Origin of the sequence: Arthrobacter sp. SDTb3-6, assembly GCF_013376095.1 — a bacterium.
Taxonomy (GTDB): domain Bacteria; phylum Actinomycetota; class Actinomycetes; order Actinomycetales; family Micrococcaceae; genus Specibacter.
The window spans coordinates 1-16,214 of sequence record NZ_JAAMFN010000014.1; the positions used below are offsets into that span (position 1 = coordinate 1).

The window sequence follows — 16,214 nt, forward strand, 5'->3', positions numbered from 1 at the left end:
TGCCACCGGCTGCGGCACTGGCAGCCGGCCGCCCGCCACTGCTTGAACACGCACTCAGTGCCAACATCGGCACCACGACGGCAACCACCGCCACCTTCCGCCACGGGATCTTCCTCACTTGCGGTCTCCTTCATTTGGGGTTTCTGCCAAGCGTCCGCGCCCGGCCCGTATATTCCGCTACATAGATCATCGTGATCCCCGTCACTAAAGTCAAGGGTTTGTCCTGACATTAGGATGTTTTTACGTAATCAAAGGACTTTTCGATTCTTGTTGGCGGATGCCAAACTGCTGTTCCGACCGCCCGCCGGCAGGTATGTAGGGGGTCCGGCCGCACTGCAAGGACGACGGCGGGGCACTCTTGAATCGGCAGCGCGCCCTCCGCCTGCATCAAGAACCTGGCGCCGGCCTATGCATGTAAGCCGCAAATTCATCGACAGCCACGCAACACCGAATTAAAATTCATTGCGTATGCAGCAGACGTCACAAGTGCCGAAACAGCCATCACGCCCGCACCGTCAGCAGGGCGCGGCGGCTGGCCGGCACGTCACTACGGAAACGACCCGAAGAGGCGATGCACATGATGCCGTCCACTTACCAGCAGCTGGCCTTCAGCCGGCCTGGCGACGGCATCCTGCTGGTCACCTTGAACCGGCCGGAGAAGCTTAACGCCACCGACGAGCAGATGCACGGCGAACTCGCACGGGTATGGCGGGACGTCGCCAACGACCCCCAAACGCGCGTGGCCGTCATTACCGGCGCCGGCACGGCCTTCAGTGCCGGCGGCGACCTCGACATGGTGGAGCGGCTGGCCGGCAATTCCGACCGCGTGAGGCACATGCTCGCCGAAATGAGCCAGTTGGTCTACGGCATCGTCAATTGCGACAAACCCGTGGTCGCGGCCATCAACGGGGTGGCCGTTGGCGCCGGGCTCGCCGTTGCCCTGCTTGCAGACATCTCCATTTGTGCCGACGACGCCCGTCTCGGCGACGGCCACGTCAAGCTGGGCGTGGCCGCCGGCGACCATGCAGCGATCATCTGGCCGCTTCTGGCGGGCATGGCCAAGGCCCGTTACTACCTGTTGACCGGCGAGATGCTCACCGGGGCGGAGGCCGAGCGGATTGGCCTGGTCAGCCGGGCTGTCCCCCGGGAGCAGGTGTTGGATGAGGCGCTGCGCGTGGCCACAGGCCTTGCACACGGCTCGCAAACGGCGATCCAGTTGACCAAGCGGGCCATGAACGGCTGGCTCCGCGCCGCCGGACCGATTTTCGACCAGTCGGCAGCCTACGAGATGCTCGGGTTCCTGGGACCGGATGTGCTCGAGGGGGTCGCCGCACTCCGCGGAATACGGGCGCCGAATTTTCCATCCGCCACCGCCCCGGAGCCATGACTTTGGCGGCAAGGAAGAAATCCTGCCGGAGTCCCCCATCGTTCCCGGGCAACGGGACCGCCAGCGAAGCCTCCTTGCCGCGGCGCCGTGCCGGGCGATTTCGCGTAAGGGGCATCCGTCCGCTACTCTTGAGAGGTTGCTTTTGCGGATCAGTTGATGGCCGGTCAAGGGCAATGGATCGGGGTGTGGCGCAGCTTGGTAGCGCGCGTCGTTCGGGACGACGAGGCCGCAGGTTCAAATCCTGTCACCCCGACCAAGAACTGAAGGCAGTGTCCGCACGGACGCTGCCTTCAGTGTTTCCGGGACCAGTGTTTCCGGCCCCGCCGGCTGCCTCGCGCCCGCGTCGAAACACTCCACCCAGCGCTGCCCCTGCGCGCTTGCGCCTTACATGCGGCAAACATGACGGCTACCCCCACACGCCGCCCAAAGAGCACCGAAACAATTCATGGCAAACCTCCAGCAAACTCTCCAATGCACGCCGAACGCCGGGTGTAGCCTAGGTCACGCAGCACCGGAACCGCCAAAGGAGATGGTTTTCCCATGAGCACAACACAAGAAAGCAAACAGCAGGGAGGGGCTCCCGAACAAGGAACCAAACTCAAGCGGCACCTGGGGCCGATCGGACTACTGTTTACCGCCATCGGCTCCATCATCGGCTCGGGCTGGCTGTTCGGAGCCTACAACGCCTCACAAATTGCCGGGCCCGCGGCAATCTTTTCCTGGCTGATCGCCGGACTCATGGTCCTGATGATCGGCCTTTGCTATGCCGAACTCGGCCCGATGTTCCCGATCTCCGGCGGCGTGGTCAGGTACCCCCACCTGGTGTGGGGATCCTTCGCCAGCTATTCACTGGGCTTCATCACCTGGATCAGCTCCGCCGCCGTCCCGGCCATCGAGGTCATGGGTGCACTGACCTACGCCACCAAATACGCGCCCTTCACCATCGCCCAGCGGGTTGCCAACACCACCGTGCACACGTTGACGCCGGTGGGCATCCTGATTGCCGTGATCCTGATGGCCATCTTTGTTGTCATCAACTACTACGGTGTTCGCCTGTTCGCCCAGATCAACAATGTCCTGGTGTGGTGGAAGCTCGTCATCATCCTGCTGGTCATCGCCACGTTCCTGGTCATGGCCTTCGGCACCACGCAGATGGGCACGCTGAACAACTTCACATCATTGGGCTTTGCGCCCTCCGGCGCACCCGCAATCTTTACCTGCATCGCCACCGCAGGCATCACGTTCTCCTTCCTCGGCTTCCGGCAGGGCATTGAACTGGCCGGTGAGACGTCGAACCCGAAACGCAACATTCCCTTCGCCATCATCGGCTCCGTGGGCATCACGGCCGTCATTTACGCCCTGCTGCAGGTGGCCTTCACCATGGGCATCCCCGAGCACGTGCTGCAAAGCTCAGGCAGCTGGTCGCACTTGACGTTCACCAACGACTTTGGCCCGCTCGCGGCCCTGGCCACGATGGGCGGGCTGACCTGGCTGGCCTACCTGCTGTATGCCGACGCCATCATCTCCCCGACCGACACCGGCCTGATCTACACCACCATTGCCGCCCGCGTCTCCTACGCGCAGGGCCGAAACGGCAATGCCCCGCGCTGGCTGGCCCGCACCAACAGCCACGGCGTGCCTCACTGGAGCCTCTTCCTGACCTTTTTGGTGGGGCTGGTGATGTTCCTGCCGTTCCCGAGCTGGCAACAGCTGGTCGGCTTCATCACCTCCGCCACGGTGCTGTCCTTTGGCTCCGGCCCGCTGGTGGTGGCCACGCTGCGGCGTCAAATGGCCGGCCGGGCCCGCCCCTTCAAGCTCCCGGGCGGCTACACCATCCCGCTGATCGCGTTCTATTGTGCAAACCTGATCGTGTACTGGGGCGGGTGGACCACCAACATGAAGATCTTCATCACCATCCTGCTCGGCTACATCCTGCTGGTCATCTTCGAATTCACCGGCGACCGCAAAACCAAGCCGAAGCTGGACTTCAGGGCCGGCGCCATCTGGCTGATCCCGTGGCTCGTCCTGGTCGGGGTGCAAAGCTGGTTGATGGATCCCGCCGAGCACCCGGTCCTGTTCTGGTGGGCCTTCCTCAGCAACGCAGTCATCACCGTGGTGGTTTTCATCCTCGCCCTGAACTCGCACCTGCCGCTGGCCAAGGTGCAGCAGTACATCGACGACGCCGAGGAGGAGTCGCGCGACGAGGAGGAACTGGCCGTCTAGGCTGCCCGGATACAATGGGGGGCATGACTGAGACACTGGCACCGATGGGCGGCCACGATACTGGCGCCCGGAATGGCAGCCGGGCCGGCACGCCGGCCCGGCCCGGTGCCCCCGCCACGTTCCAGGTGCCCTGACATCGACCTCAACAGTTCAGGGGCACCGGCGTGACCTCATGGCTCGAGGCCGTGCCCGCGTTCGGCATGGCCCTGCTGATCCTTGGCGTGCCCGGCGCCGCCGTCGTCACGGCGCTGCGCATCCGCGGCCTCCCCGCACTGTGCCTGGCACCTGCCGTGTCCGTCTCGGTGGCGGCCGTCAGCGCGGTGGTGGCACCACTCATCCACCTGCCGTGGGGCTGGCCCGTGCTGCTGCTGGGCACGGCCATCGCCACGGCGGCCGCCTGGCTGGCCCGCCGTTTCATTCCGGCCCTGCAGCCGGCGGCCGGGGCGGTCCCGGCCGGCCCCGCCGCCCCGCACCGGCGGAGGGCGTCCCGCGCAACCCTGCAGGCCGCCGTCGCCGGTGTCCTGGTGGCGCTGGCCGTCACCACGGTGTTCCTGGTGGTCGTCTCGCCCAGCCCCGGGCAGTTCACCCAGGGCTACGACTCCGTGTTCCATCTCAACGCCACGGAATATGCCGTGGAGACCCGGAATGCGTCGTCGTTCGCCATCTCCGGGTTCATCCTGCCTGCCGGAGCCTCGGTGTTTTACCCCGGCGCCTGGCACGGGCTGGCGAGCCTGCTGGTGATCTCGACCGGGATCAGCGTCCCGGCGGCCACGAACATCCTCTGGCTGGCGGTGGCCGGGCTCGTCTGGCCGCTGTCTTGCGTGTTCCTGGCCCGGACCGTGTTTGGCGAACGGCGCGTCATGCTGCTGGCGGCAGGCGCCCTCGCCGCCGCGTTTCCCGCGTTCCCCTACCTGCTGCTCCAATACGGCTCCGCCTACCCGAACATGCTCTCCAACGCGCTGGTTCCCGCCGGCGCGGCCCTGGTGCTGCTGATCCTCAGCCCATCCGCTCGCCCGCCGCTGGAACCGGCCCTGGCGCTGGCGGCAATTGTGCTGTTCCTGCCGGGGCTGGCCATGGCCCAACCCAACGGCGTGTTCAGCATCCTGCTGGTGCTCACCCCCCTGCTGGTCCAGCGGGTGTGGCTGTGGCTGCGCAAGGGGTTCGCGGACAGCCGCGGCCAGGGTTGGACACGCGCCGCCGTGCTGGCGGCGTCGGTGGCCGCCGTGGCGGGCGGCCTGCTGTCCCTGCCCCAAGTCAGGGGTCTGTTCAACTACACCAGCCCGGCGTTCCTGCCGTTCCCGCTGGCCTTCCTGCGCAACATCACCCAGGCACCGGCCCCCATCTGGTTCCCGGCCGCAGCCCTGCTCCTGCTGGTGCTGGCCGGTGCGTGGACGGCGGCCAAGGTCCACGGCAGGCGCTGGGTGCCGGCCTCGCTGCTGCTGGTCGCCTTCACCTACCCGCTGTCCTCCGGCACCAACCTGCCCGCGGCCAACGTGGTCATGGCCCCGTGGTGGGACAACCCGGAACGGATCGCGGCCCTGATGCCGTTGGTCGCCGTCCCCCTCGCCGCCCTGGGGGTGGACCGCCTGGCCGGCTGGCTCCCCACCAGGCACCCGCGCGTCCGCCTGGTCTCCCGGCGCGGGGGGACGACGACGGCGGCAGCGGCCCTCGCCGTCGTCCTCGCCTTCTCAAACCCCGGCTTTTGGCAGATGGCCGGCGCCGTGGGGCAGATGTACAACGTCCCGGCGAAGCCGGACAGCCTGGCCCAGGTGGATGCCCAGGAGCTGGCGCTGATCCACCGGCTCGACTCCCTCACCACGCCGAAGGACGTCATCGCCAACAACCCGTACAACGGCTCGGCCCTGGCCATGGCCCTGGCCGGCCGGCACATGCTCTTTCCCTACAGCTCCCAGGGCAGCCTCACGGCAGACCAATACACGCTGCGCTTCTGGCTCAACCGCGTGGGCAGCGACCAGGCGGTGTGCGCCGCCGCCAAGCGCCTGGGCGTGACGTACCTGCTGGACTTTGGCACCGATTACATCCCGGCCTTCAACAACCCCCGCTCTCTGTACCCCGGCGTCACCCTGGCGTCCGGGACCCAGGGTTTCACGCTCGTGGCACGGGACGGACATGCCGCCTTGTACAAGCTGACGCTGTGCGCCGGCGTGCCCGTGTAGGCCCCGTTCCAAACCGCTGCGGCGCACCGGAGGGTCGCTGCCCTGACAAGCCTGGTTGACAACATTTGTAGATGGTTATCACAAACTAGTCATAGCGTTTAGAGTTGTTAATAAGATTCGCACTGATGCCGCAGTTTGTCGGCACGGCGGTTTGCAAGAGGAGACCATAGTGGGCAGCAGTTTTGGCGTTCGACTACGGCAGGAACGCCTGGCAAGGAACCTCACCCAGTCCGAGCTGGGCGGTGCGCTGTACTCGGCCAGTTACATCTCCCTGCTCGAAAACGGGCGCCGGGAACCAACCGTTGAAATCATCAAGCAGCTCTCCCTCCAGCTGCAGCTGGCACCGCACTCCATCGAGGAATGGATGCAGCCCATCTCCGCGGAGGAAAGCGGCTACCTGATTGCCTCCCTATACGCACGCCAGTGCTGGGACACCCGCGACTATGTGGGTGCCGCCCAAAGCGCCGGTGCCGCCGCCGAGAAGGCACTTGCCAGCCACGACGCCGTCACGTGGTGGAACATGGCCTACCTGCAGGCGAACTCGCTGCTGCGCTGCGGGGGCCAGGCCGAGGCCCTCGAGGTCCTCCAGGCGCTGCTGGGCCACGCCCTTACCTCCGACAGCGATGCGCTGACGCTGCGCACCCGCCAGAGCATGTCCTCCGCGCTGCTGAGCCTGGGCCGCCTGCCCGAGGCCATCGAAGAGGCCACGCTCGCCGTCGAAATCGGCTCCGGCGACACCGACGAGGAATATACCGCCTACCTGATTGCCATGCAGACCCTCGTGGGCGCGCTGGCCGAGGCCGGCGACCTCGAAGCTGCCTGGCAGCACTGCCTGACGCTGGCCGAGGCTGTCACGGATGCCACGCCGTCGCAGCTGGCGGGGGAAATCCACTGGGTCATCGGCAACGTCGCGTTCATCCGCCAGGACGTCAACACCGGGCTGTTCCACCACGCCCAGGCCGGCCGGCTGCTCTCGCCCACGCAGGACCTGGCCCGGTGGGCCCAGTTCAACAAGGCCACCGCCTGGGTCCGGCTGGCCGCCGGGATTGTGGAGCCGGCCACGCTCGAGGCGATCGAACGCAGCGAACTGGCGCATTCCGTGGTGGGCGCCACGCGCACCGAGACGCTGGAGGTGGTGCTGTTGCGGGCCCGCTGGCTCTATCTCAACGGCGACATGACGGGGGCTCTGGCGCTGCTGGAAAGCATCGGCTCCGAACGCGAAACCCTGGCCACGCACATCGCCGGGGACACCGCGATGCTGCTGGGCAAGGTGCTCAAGGCGCAGGACCGCACCGAAGAGGCCTTGGCCGCCTTCAACGAGGCCAAGGCCCGGTTCACTGAGGCCGGCGCCACGGACAAGATCTCCCAGGTCACGGAAAGCATTGTGGAGATCGAGTCGCTACGCCGGTCCGGCAGCCGGAGCGGCAGCTAGCTGAACGTCCTGCCGGTCAGGCGCTCATAGGCTTCCACATACCGGGCGCGGGTGCGTTCGACGACGTCGGCGGGCAGCGCCGGCGGCGGCGTGTCCGAGTTCCGGTCCCAGCCGGATGCGGCACTGGTGAGCCAGTCGCGCACGTACTGCTTGTCGAAGCTGGGCTGCGCCCGCCCCGGGGACCACAGTTCGGCGTCCCAGAAGCGCGAGGAATCCGGGGTGAGGACCTCGTCGCCCAGGGTGACGGTGCCGGTGGCCGGGTCGGTGCCGAACTCCACCTTGGTGTCCGCCAGGACGATCCCGCGGCTGCGCGCCACCGCTTCGGCCTTGGCATAGATTTCCAGCGTCAGGCTGCGCAGCGTGCCGGCTGATTCCGCGCCGACCGTGTCCACCATGGCTTCAAAGGTGATGTTTTCATCATGCGTGCCCACCTCGGCCTTCGCCGACGGCGTGAAGATGGCCTGCTCCAGGCGGGAGCCGTCCTCCAGCCCGGCCGGCAGCGGCAGCCCGCACACGGTCTGCTGCCGGCGGTACTCCAGCAGCCCCGATCCCGTCAGGTAGCCGCGAGCGATGCACTCGATGGGGAACATGTCCAGCTTTTTGCAGACCATGGCCCGCCCGGCAACCCCCGCCGGGACGCCGTCGGCCACCGTGGTGGCCACGAGGTGGTTCGGGACGTCGAGCTGGTCAAACCACCACAGGCTCAGCTGGGTCAGGACGCGCCCCTTGTCCGGGATTTCGGTGGCCAGGATGGTGTCAAAGGCGCTGATCCTGTCGCTTGCCACCACCAGTACGACGTCGGTCCGGCCGGCGAACGGCCCTGGGCCGCCGGCCGCGGGCCGGTAGAGGTCCCTGACCTTGCCGGAGTAGATGTGTTCCCAGCCGGGCAGCTGGGTTGCAGTCGTTGGTGCCGAAGTCATCTTTTCTCGTCCTTATGCCTGGGCGGCCGGGCCGGCCACGGTGATTTCGCCTCGCGCGGCCTTGGCTGCGATGTCGGTCCGGTATTGGCCCCCGTCCAGGGAGATTTGCGCGATGCCCGCATAGGCCCGCTCACGGGCATCCTCGAGATCGGTGCCCAGGCCGACCACGGCCAAGACGCGCCCGCCGGCGCTGACGGTGTTGCCGTCGTCGTCCAGGGCCGTGCCGGCATGGAGCACGTGCACACCTTCCAGGCGCCGCGCTTTCTTCAGCCCGCGGAGGCGGTCGCCGGTGCGCGGGGAATCGGGGTAGTTGGCGCTGGCCAGGACCACGGCCACGGCGGTCTCGGGCGACCAGCGGAGTTCGTCCACTTCCCCGAGCTGGCCCTTCGCCGCGGCCAGCAGAAGGCCGCCCAACGGCGTCTTGAGACGCACCAGGACGGCCTGCGTCTCGGGGTCGCCGAAGCGGGCGTTGAATTCAATGACCCGGGTGCCGCGGCTGGTCAGCGCCAGCCCGCAGTACAGGACGCCCGTAAACGGCGTGCCCCGGCGGGCCATTTCATCGATGGTGGGCTGGGCAACACGGTCGATGACATCCTGGACCAGGTTCTCCGGCACCCACTCCAGCGGCGAGTACGCGCCCATGCCGCCGGTGTTGGGGCCTTCGTCGCCGTCGAAGATGCGCTTGAAGTCCTGGGCAGGTGCCAGCGGCACCACGGTCCGGCCGTCGGCGAGGACAAAGAGTGACACTTCGGGCCCGTCCAGGAATTCCTCGATGACCACGGTGCCTCCGGCGTCAAAGCAGCTTTGTGCGTGCGCCAGTGCCTCGGCACGGTCGGAAGTGACCACCACGCCCTTGCCGGCGGCCAGCCCGTCGTCCTTGACCACGTAGGGCGCCCCGAAGGTGTCGAGGGCGTCTGCCGCCTCGTCGGGGGTGGCGGCGACCTTGGCCATGGCGGTGGGCACCTGGGCCTCGGCCATGACGGCCTTGGCAAAGGCCTTGGAGGCCTCCAGCTGCGCTGCCTCCCGGCTGGGGCCAAACACGGGGATGCCTGCCGCCCGTACGGCGTCGGCCACGCCCGCGGCCAGCGGGGCCTCTGGCCCCACCACCACCAGGTCGCTCTCGAGCTTCACCGCGAGGGCCGTCACGGCAGCCGGATCGTTGGCGTCGATCCTGTGCGTGGGCACAATTTCGGAGATTCCGGCGTTGCCGGGAGCCGCATGGACCTCCGTCACGCTGGGATCACTCAGCAGGGATCGGACAATGGCATGTTCGCGGCCGCCCGGGCCAATCACTAGGACCTTCACGCTACAAGGGTACTGTGCTTCGCGCCCGGGCCCGTAAAGTGCCGCAGGCATGGGACGGCCGCCCCGTCAATGGGCACCGCTGCCCCCGCGGAACCGTTGCGGCCGCACGCAACATGCCACCGCAACGGCACGATGTCATTGCCCTGCACAGGCCGGCTTGATAGCTTACGAGGACCGGGCGCCCGGGCGTTGAATGCCATCCGCCCGACCGAAACTTTCAGGGGGGCAAGTTCATGCACGCAACCACACGCGCTTTCCTTGGGCGCGGAGGTGCGACCTGCGCCGCCGTTGCCGTGGTGATCGGCAGCACCTTTGCTGCCGGCGCCGCCTACGCCGAGCCGCAAAGCGGGCCGACGGCGGCCACCCAGTCCAGCACGGACTCCCCCACGACGGCGGCCTCCCCCACGAGTGCCGCCACCGCCAGTGCCTCCCCCACGACCGGCACGCCCGCGGCGGCCGCCACCGAAAGCCCGGCCGCGCAGCAGGAGGGCCTCGCGGAGGCCATCAAGCGCGACCTGGGCAAGACGGTTGCCGAGTTTGACGCCAACGGCGAGCTGGCCGGCAAGGCGGCCGGCGTCGAGGCCGAGCTCAGGAAGAGCGACCCCGCGTCAGTGGTTTCCGTGGTCGGGAACGCCCTGAAAGTGGTGACGTCATCCCCCGCGGCGGCCCGGCAGGCAGCCGGCACCACCAAGGTCACCATCGTGCCGGAAAAGGCGCCGGATGCCGCTGCGGCGAAGGCCGCCGCCCCCGGAATCGACGGATTGTTCGCTGAATATGTCAAGGCCTTCGGCGTCCGGAAGCTGCAGTCCATCATGGTCAACGCCGCCGGCGACTACGTCATCCGCACCGGCGATCCGGCCACGGCCGACGCCGCACCTGCCACGGTGCCGCCCACCGCGGCCCCGATGGCCGCGGCCACGGCACCGACGGATTCCGTGGCTGCCTTTGCCGCCCACTACGGAAACGTGGTGGTCAAGGCGGCCGCCGGACCGGCCACCGCCTACGCAGGCGACGTGGTGAACGGACAGGGTTACGCCACCCAGGTCTCCGGCAATGAGTATGACACCTGCTCCGTCGGCTGGAACGGCTTTGACAGGAACGGCAACCCCGCAATCATCTCCGCAGGGCACTGCACCGAGGACGGGGCGCTGAAGCACCCGCAGCTGACCGATCCCCGGCTGGACCCGGCCGGCAGGTCCGGCAGCCCGACCATCGGCCTGATCGGCGCCCTGGGCACGTTTGGCTTTTCCCAGTTCGGCGGTCCCGGCAACAGCGCCGTCACTGGTTTTGACCCGACCACCGGCCAGAACAACCTGGGCAACATCGGCACCGACGTCTCCGTCATTGACAGCCTGGCCCCGGGCTTGAACCAGCTTCCGTTGGTCACGCACTGGTCCGACCCGGCCAACCTTACGGCCCCGGCCACCAAGGTCACCGGGGTTTCCTCCGCCATCATTGGCTCCGACATCTGCAAGTCCGGCCGCACCACCGGCTGGACCTGCGGCACCGTTGCGGAGGTGGGCGTCTTCCTGGTCGGCGGCGTCCAGGACCCCCAGAGCATCGCTGATGTCCGCGCCGTGCGGGGCTTTGGCTCGACCACGATGGCCAGCGGTCCGGGCGATTCCGGCGGCCCGGTCATCTCCGGCACCACGGCCGTGGGCATGACCAGTGCCGGCGGCACGGACCCATCCGGCACGGCCTGGGCCTACAGCGCCGACCTGGTGACCGCGTTGAATGCAACTGACGGCTACACCGTCAAGATCCATCTCAACACCCCCACGTTGGACACCCCCGCCAACCACGGGACCATCCGCCCCGGCGGCACCATCACCGGCACGGTGGCGGGCGCCCCGGCGGGCACGGTGGCAGTCATCACCCTTGCCGGCAAAAAGACCACGGCCACTGTTGACGCATCAGGCAACTTCACGTTCGCGGCCCCAAGGTCCTACGGTTCCTTTACGTTTTCCGCGCAGGCCAAGAACGGTTTCAGCCTTTCCGCGGCTTCCAGCTTCACGCTGGCCGTCGTCAAGGGCACGCTGCCCGCACCGGCCATCACCGCGCCCGCGCCCAACGGCTCGGCTGCGGCCCCCGTCCGGGCCGTCACGGGCACCGGGACGCCCCACGCAACCATCACGCTGAGCACCTCCGCCGTGCCTGCCGCGGGCACTGCCATGGCGTTGGGCGCCATCACCGGCACCGCCGTGGCGGACGCCAACGGGAAGTGGTCCGTGGCGGTTTCCCCCGCCCTTGCGGCGGGCCGCTACTCCGTCACGGCCAAGCAGTCACTGGCGGACTGGAATGATTCCCAGGCCGCCACCGCCAGGTTCACTGTTGTCCCTGCCGCCCCGGCCGTCACCGCGCCGGCCAACGGCCAGCGCTTTGCGGCGGCCGCCGCGCCGTCGTCCCTCTCCGGCAGCAGCGCCGCCGGCGCTTCCGTGTCCGTCACCGTCGACGGCCAGATGTACAAGGCCCAGGTGTCCGGCTGGACGTGGAAGCTCACCCTCGGTGCCTCTTTCGCACCCGGCACACACAGCATCTCGGCCACCCAGACCATTGACGGGCTCACGTCCGCCGCAGCGGCGTCGTCCTTCACGGTCCTGGCCGCACCAACGGCCGCCGGGCAGCCCACCGCGCCCGCCGCCCCGGCGGCCCAGGGTTCGGTGGACGGCGGCAGCCTGGCCATGACCGGAGCGTCCGGCACCGGCCCCCTCACGGCCGCCGGCGGCGTGCTGCTGCTGGCAGGGGCAGCGCTGCTGCTGTTCCGCCGCCGCAACGCCTCACACTGACAGCAGCACTCCTTCAACAGTACGGAGCAAGACATGAAAGGCAGGAAGATGGCGGCCGTCCTCGTTGCCGCCACCATGACGGGAGCGCTGGCCATGGCCGGATGTGGACAGGAGCAGGCCCCGGCCGGCCCCGGCACGTCCACCACGGGCCCGCAATCGAGTGAAACCACCCCGGCAACCCGGACCTCCACCGAGCTGCTGGCGCTCAAGGACACCTTGAAATCGAAGCTGGGCAGCGCCTACTCCGACTCCTGGATCGAGGGTGGCCGCCTGCATGTGGCGGTCACCACCCCGGAAGCGGAGAAAACCGTCGCCGCTGCCGGCGCCATCCCCAAGCTGGTCACCTTCAATGCCGCCGAGCTGGAATCGGCCCTGAAGTCCGTTGCGGCCTGGCAGGCATCCCTGCCACCCGACCAGGCAGCCGCCATCTACAAAATCATCCCGGACGGGCGCAGCGGCACCGTCACCATCTATGTTGCCGCCGGGCAGCTCGAAGCCATCTCCGCCGCGGCTGCGCAGGCCCGTCCCGCCGGAAAGGTCCCCCTGGCCATCAGGGTTTCCACGGGTCCGGCCACCCCCCTATAGGACATAACGCCAGGGCGCGACGCGCCGCCCGGCACGGGGGCGAAAATAATCGTTAGGATGACACCATGATCCAGACCTTCCGGGCGCACGACGCCGTCGAACTCGCCGTCCTGGAACGCAGTGGATTTGTCGAGTCGAGGCACATTGGTTCCGCCGTGGTCGTGGCGGGCGACGGCTCCGTGGTGACGAAGCTGGGCGCCGTCGGCTCCCCCATCTTCCCGAGGTCCGCCGTCAAGCCCTTCCAGGCCCTGGCCGCCATGCAGTCCGGGGTGCCGCTGCGCGGCGCGCAGGTGGCCATCGCCGCCGGCAGCCACAGCGGCTCGATGGAACACATGGACGTGGTTTCCGGCATGCTCAAGGCCGCCGGGCTGACCGAAAAACACCTGGGCTGCCCGGCCGCCTGGCCCGCCGACCCCGCGGCACGCGCCCGGCTGCTGCGCAGCGACTGCGGCAAATCCAAACTCGCCATGAACTGCTCCGGAAAGCACGCGGCCTTTCTGTGGGCGTGCACCGAAAACGGCTGGGACACGGCCGGCTACCTGGAGCCCAACCACCCCATGCAGCGCGCCGTGCGCACGGTGCTGGAGGAGTACACCGGCCAGCCTGTCCGCCACACGGGCGTTGACGGCTGCGGCGCGCCCGTCATGTCCGTCACGCTCACAGGCCTGGCCCGGGCGTTCACCACGCTGGCCAAGGCACCGTCGGACACGTCGGCCAACGCCCGCGCAGCCACCGTGGCCACCTCCATGCTGGACTACCCCTGGGCCGTGGAAGGCCACGGCCGGCCAAACACCGTGGTCATGGAAGAACTGGGTGTCCTGGCGAAATTGGGGGCCGAAGGCGTGCTGGCGATGGCCACCCCGTCCGGCGCCTCCGTGGCCGTGAAGATGCTCGACGGCAACGGCCGCGCCGGCACCCTCGTGGCACTGACCCTGCTGGCGGCCTGCGGCGCCCTGGACGTGCCGGAAGTGGCCGCCGTATTGGACAAGGTGGTGCCGCCGGTCATGGGCGGCGGCCGGCCTGCCGGCAGCCTTCGCCTGGGCCAGGCCGTCAGTGCCCTCCTGGACTGAAAGGCGCACCGGTGGCTGCCCGACGACGGATTGACCCTGCCGAGGGCAGCGCCGCCCTCGCTGCCTGGACCCTCGGCGGCGCGTCCCGCGCCGTGACCGCCATGGCCGTGCGGTACGCGCTGGAGGAGCTTGCCGCCCGTGCCCCCGGGAACTCCGTGGAGGTGCGGGTGCCTCCCTTTGGGGTCACACAGTGCATTGCCGGCCCCCGCCACACGCGCGGCACCCCGCCCAATGTGGTGGAGTGCGACGCCGGAACCTGGCTTGCGCTGGTGACCGGACAGCTCGCCTGGGGGGACGCCGTCGAACGCGGCCTCCTGGCGGCCTCCGGGCTCCGGGCCGACCTCTCCGGGGAACTGCCGCTGCGCTAGGCGGGTACCCTTGTAGCTATGACTTCCCAGCCAGTTGAGCGCCGCGAACTCACCGTCCGCCGTGCACCCAAGTACGTTCCCTTCATGATCGCCGGTGCCGTGGTCGGCGTGATTGTGGCGGCGATCCTCACACTCACCACCAACGGGGCGCAACAGTTCGACGCCGGCAGCGTCTTCGGCTTTTTCGCCGTGCTGCTGATGCTCCCGGGGGTCGGCCTCGGCGCCGTGGTGGCCCTGGTCATCGACCGCCAGAGCGTCCGCCGCGCCGGCACCGCCATGGTTGAGTCCGTTCCGGAGGACGAATCCGGCGAACTGCCCGCCTGAGTGGCCCGCGTCACGCGGTAGAGGGGCCCGGCATTACGTGAGACAATTTTCTCGTGGCACGCGGAGACGGAAAATTATCACATGACCTTTTGCCCGGCGAAAAGGGCCCCCAGGACGCCTGCGGTGTCCTGGGCATTTGGGCCCCAGGCGAAGAGGTCGCCAAACTAACGTACTACGGGCTGTATTCCCTGCAGCACCGTGGCCAGGAATCAGCCGGAATCGCCACCAGCGACGGCTCCCGGATCAGCGTCTACAAGGACATGGGCCTCGTGTCCCAGGTCTTTGACGAATCGACCCTGAACACCCTGACCGGGCACATGGCAGTGGGGCACTGCCGCTATTCCACCACCGGTGCCGCCAACTGGGCCAACGCCCAGCCCACCCTCGGCGCAACGAGCACCGGCACCGTTGCCTTGGCGCACAACGGCAACCTGACCAACTCCGCCGAACTCCATGAGATGGTGATCGCCGCGTACGGCGTGCCCACCTCCGGCGAAATGGCACAGGGCAACACGACGGACACGGCCCTGGTCACCACCCTGCTCCGGGGCGGGGAGGGCCGTTCGCTCGAAGCCACGGCCATGGAGCTGCTGCCCAAGGTCCACGGCGCGTTTTCCTTTGTCTTCATGGACGAGCACACGCTCTACGCGGCCCGCGACCCCCACGGCGTCCGCCCCCTGGTGCTGGGCCGGCTGGAAAACGGCTGGGTCGTGGCCTCGGAGGGCGCCGCCCTGGCCACCATGGGCGCCAGCTTCATCCGCGACATCGAACCCGGCGAGTTCATCGCCATTGACGAAGATGGCGTGCGCACCCAGCGTTTTGCCGCCGCCACGCCGGCCGGCTGCGTCTTTGAATACGTCTACCTGGCCCGTCCGGACGCCACGATTGCCGGACGCTCCGTCTACGAATCCCGCGTGGAGATGGGCCGCCAGCTGGCACGCGAAAACCGTGCCGAGGCAGACCTCGTCATCCCCGTGCCCGAATCCGGCACCCCGGCAGCCATTGGCTATGCCGAACAGTCCGGCATCCCGTTTGCCCACGGCTTCGTCAAGAACGCCTATGTGGGACGCACCTTCATCCAGCCCAGCGAAACGCTGCGCAAGCTGGGCATCCGGCTCAAGCTCAACGCCCTGGAATCGGTGATCCGCGGCAAGCGCATTGTGGTGGTGGATGACTCCATTGTCCGCGGCAACACCCAGCGTGCGGTGGTGCGCATGCTGCGCGAGGCCGGTGCCGCCGAAGTCCATGTGAAGATCTCCTCGCCGCCCGTGCGCTGGCCATGCTTCTACGGCATCGACTTTGCCTCCCGTGCCGAACTGATCGCCAACGGCGCCGCCGTGGACGAGATCAGCAAGTCGATCGGCGCCGACTCCCTCGCATACATCTCCGAGGACGGCATGATCGACGCCACGCTGCAGCCGCGCGAACAACTGTGCACGGCCTGCTTCACCGGCAACTACCCGATCGAGCTGCCCTCCAGCGACCGCCTGGGCAAGAACCTGCTCGAACGCACCAGGGACGGCGATTCCACCACTTCCACCGGCTGCGACCCGGGACCTGACGCGGAACTGGAATCCATCCTGACCGACCAAGACCGTTCTGCCGCAGACGGTTCCTAAGAATCTTGCAAGGAAGAG

The 16,214-nt window shown here is 68.1% G+C and carries 12 protein-coding genes and 1 tRNA gene; 11 read left to right on the top strand and 2 right to left on the bottom strand.

Annotation, left to right across the window (positions count from 1 at the left end; all coding sequences use genetic code 11):
* Positions 1-577: 577 nt before the first annotated feature.
* The 5 genes from G6035_RS08600 to G6035_RS08620 all read left to right on the top strand — a co-directional run bounded on the left by G6035_RS08600 (position 578) and on the right by G6035_RS08620 (position 7,219).
* Positions 578-1,387 (top strand): enoyl-CoA hydratase/isomerase family protein, encoded by an 810-nt coding sequence (locus tag G6035_RS08600; protein WP_176616675.1) that lies wholly within the window; start codon positions 578-580, stop codon positions 1,385-1,387.
* Positions 1,388-1,566: 179 nt separating this feature from the next.
* Positions 1,567-1,643, top strand: a tRNA-Pro gene (locus G6035_RS08605).
* Positions 1,644-1,927: 284 nt separating this feature from the next.
* Entirely contained in the window at positions 1,928-3,610 is a 1,683-nt protein-coding gene (locus G6035_RS08610; protein ID WP_176616676.1) for an APC family permease, read from the top strand.
* 164 nt (positions 3,611-3,774) lie between these two features.
* On the top strand, positions 3,775-5,787 hold the full coding sequence (locus G6035_RS08615) for a DUF6541 family protein (RefSeq protein WP_176616677.1): 2,013 nt from the start codon (positions 3,775-3,777) through the stop codon (positions 5,785-5,787).
* Positions 5,788-5,956: 169 nt separating this feature from the next.
* Positions 5,957-7,219, top strand: a complete 1,263-nt coding sequence (locus G6035_RS08620; protein ID WP_176616678.1) for a helix-turn-helix transcriptional regulator — start codon at positions 5,957-5,959, stop codon at positions 7,217-7,219.
* On the opposite strand, the gene G6035_RS08625 is transcribed toward G6035_RS08620, so the two are convergent.
* Both G6035_RS08625 and purD read right to left on the bottom strand, forming a co-directional pair.
* Complete coding sequence (locus tag G6035_RS08625) at positions 7,216-8,139, bottom strand: phosphoribosylaminoimidazolesuccinocarboxamide synthase (RefSeq protein WP_176616679.1); 924 nt, start codon at positions 8,137-8,139, stop codon at positions 7,216-7,218. The two genes, G6035_RS08620 and G6035_RS08625, sit on opposite strands and share 4 nt — an antisense overlap.
* Positions 8,140-8,151: 12 nt before the next feature.
* Positions 8,152-9,444, bottom strand: a complete 1,293-nt coding sequence (purD, locus tag G6035_RS08630; protein WP_176616680.1) for a phosphoribosylamine--glycine ligase — start codon at positions 9,442-9,444, stop codon at positions 8,152-8,154.
* 233 nt (positions 9,445-9,677) lie between these two features.
* Here purD and G6035_RS08635 point away from each other — a divergent pair, with 233 nt between their 5' ends.
* The 6 genes from G6035_RS08635 to purF all read left to right on the top strand — a co-directional run bounded on the left by G6035_RS08635 (position 9,678) and on the right by purF (position 16,196).
* Entirely contained in the window at positions 9,678-12,230 is a 2,553-nt protein-coding gene (locus G6035_RS08635) for a S1 family peptidase (RefSeq protein ID WP_176616681.1), read from the top strand.
* Between the two features lie 33 nt (positions 12,231-12,263).
* Positions 12,264-12,815 (top strand): hypothetical protein, encoded by a 552-nt coding sequence (locus G6035_RS08640; RefSeq protein WP_176616682.1) that lies wholly within the window; start codon positions 12,264-12,266, stop codon positions 12,813-12,815.
* 65 nt (positions 12,816-12,880) lie between these two features.
* Positions 12,881-13,885 (top strand): asparaginase, encoded by a 1,005-nt coding sequence (locus G6035_RS08645; RefSeq protein WP_176616683.1) that lies wholly within the window; start codon positions 12,881-12,883, stop codon positions 13,883-13,885.
* An 11-nt stretch (positions 13,886-13,896) separates the two neighbouring features.
* Positions 13,897-14,253, top strand: coding sequence for a sterol carrier family protein (locus G6035_RS08650; protein ID WP_176616684.1), 357 nt, complete (start codon positions 13,897-13,899; stop codon positions 14,251-14,253).
* Positions 14,254-14,271: 18 nt separating this feature from the next.
* Positions 14,272-14,577, top strand: coding sequence for a hypothetical protein (locus G6035_RS08655; RefSeq protein ID WP_176616685.1), 306 nt, complete (start codon positions 14,272-14,274; stop codon positions 14,575-14,577).
* A gap of 53 nt (positions 14,578-14,630) precedes the next feature.
* Positions 14,631-16,196, top strand: coding sequence for an amidophosphoribosyltransferase (purF, locus tag G6035_RS08660; RefSeq protein WP_176616686.1), 1,566 nt, complete (start codon positions 14,631-14,633; stop codon positions 16,194-16,196).
* Positions 16,197-16,214 lie beyond the last annotated feature (18 nt).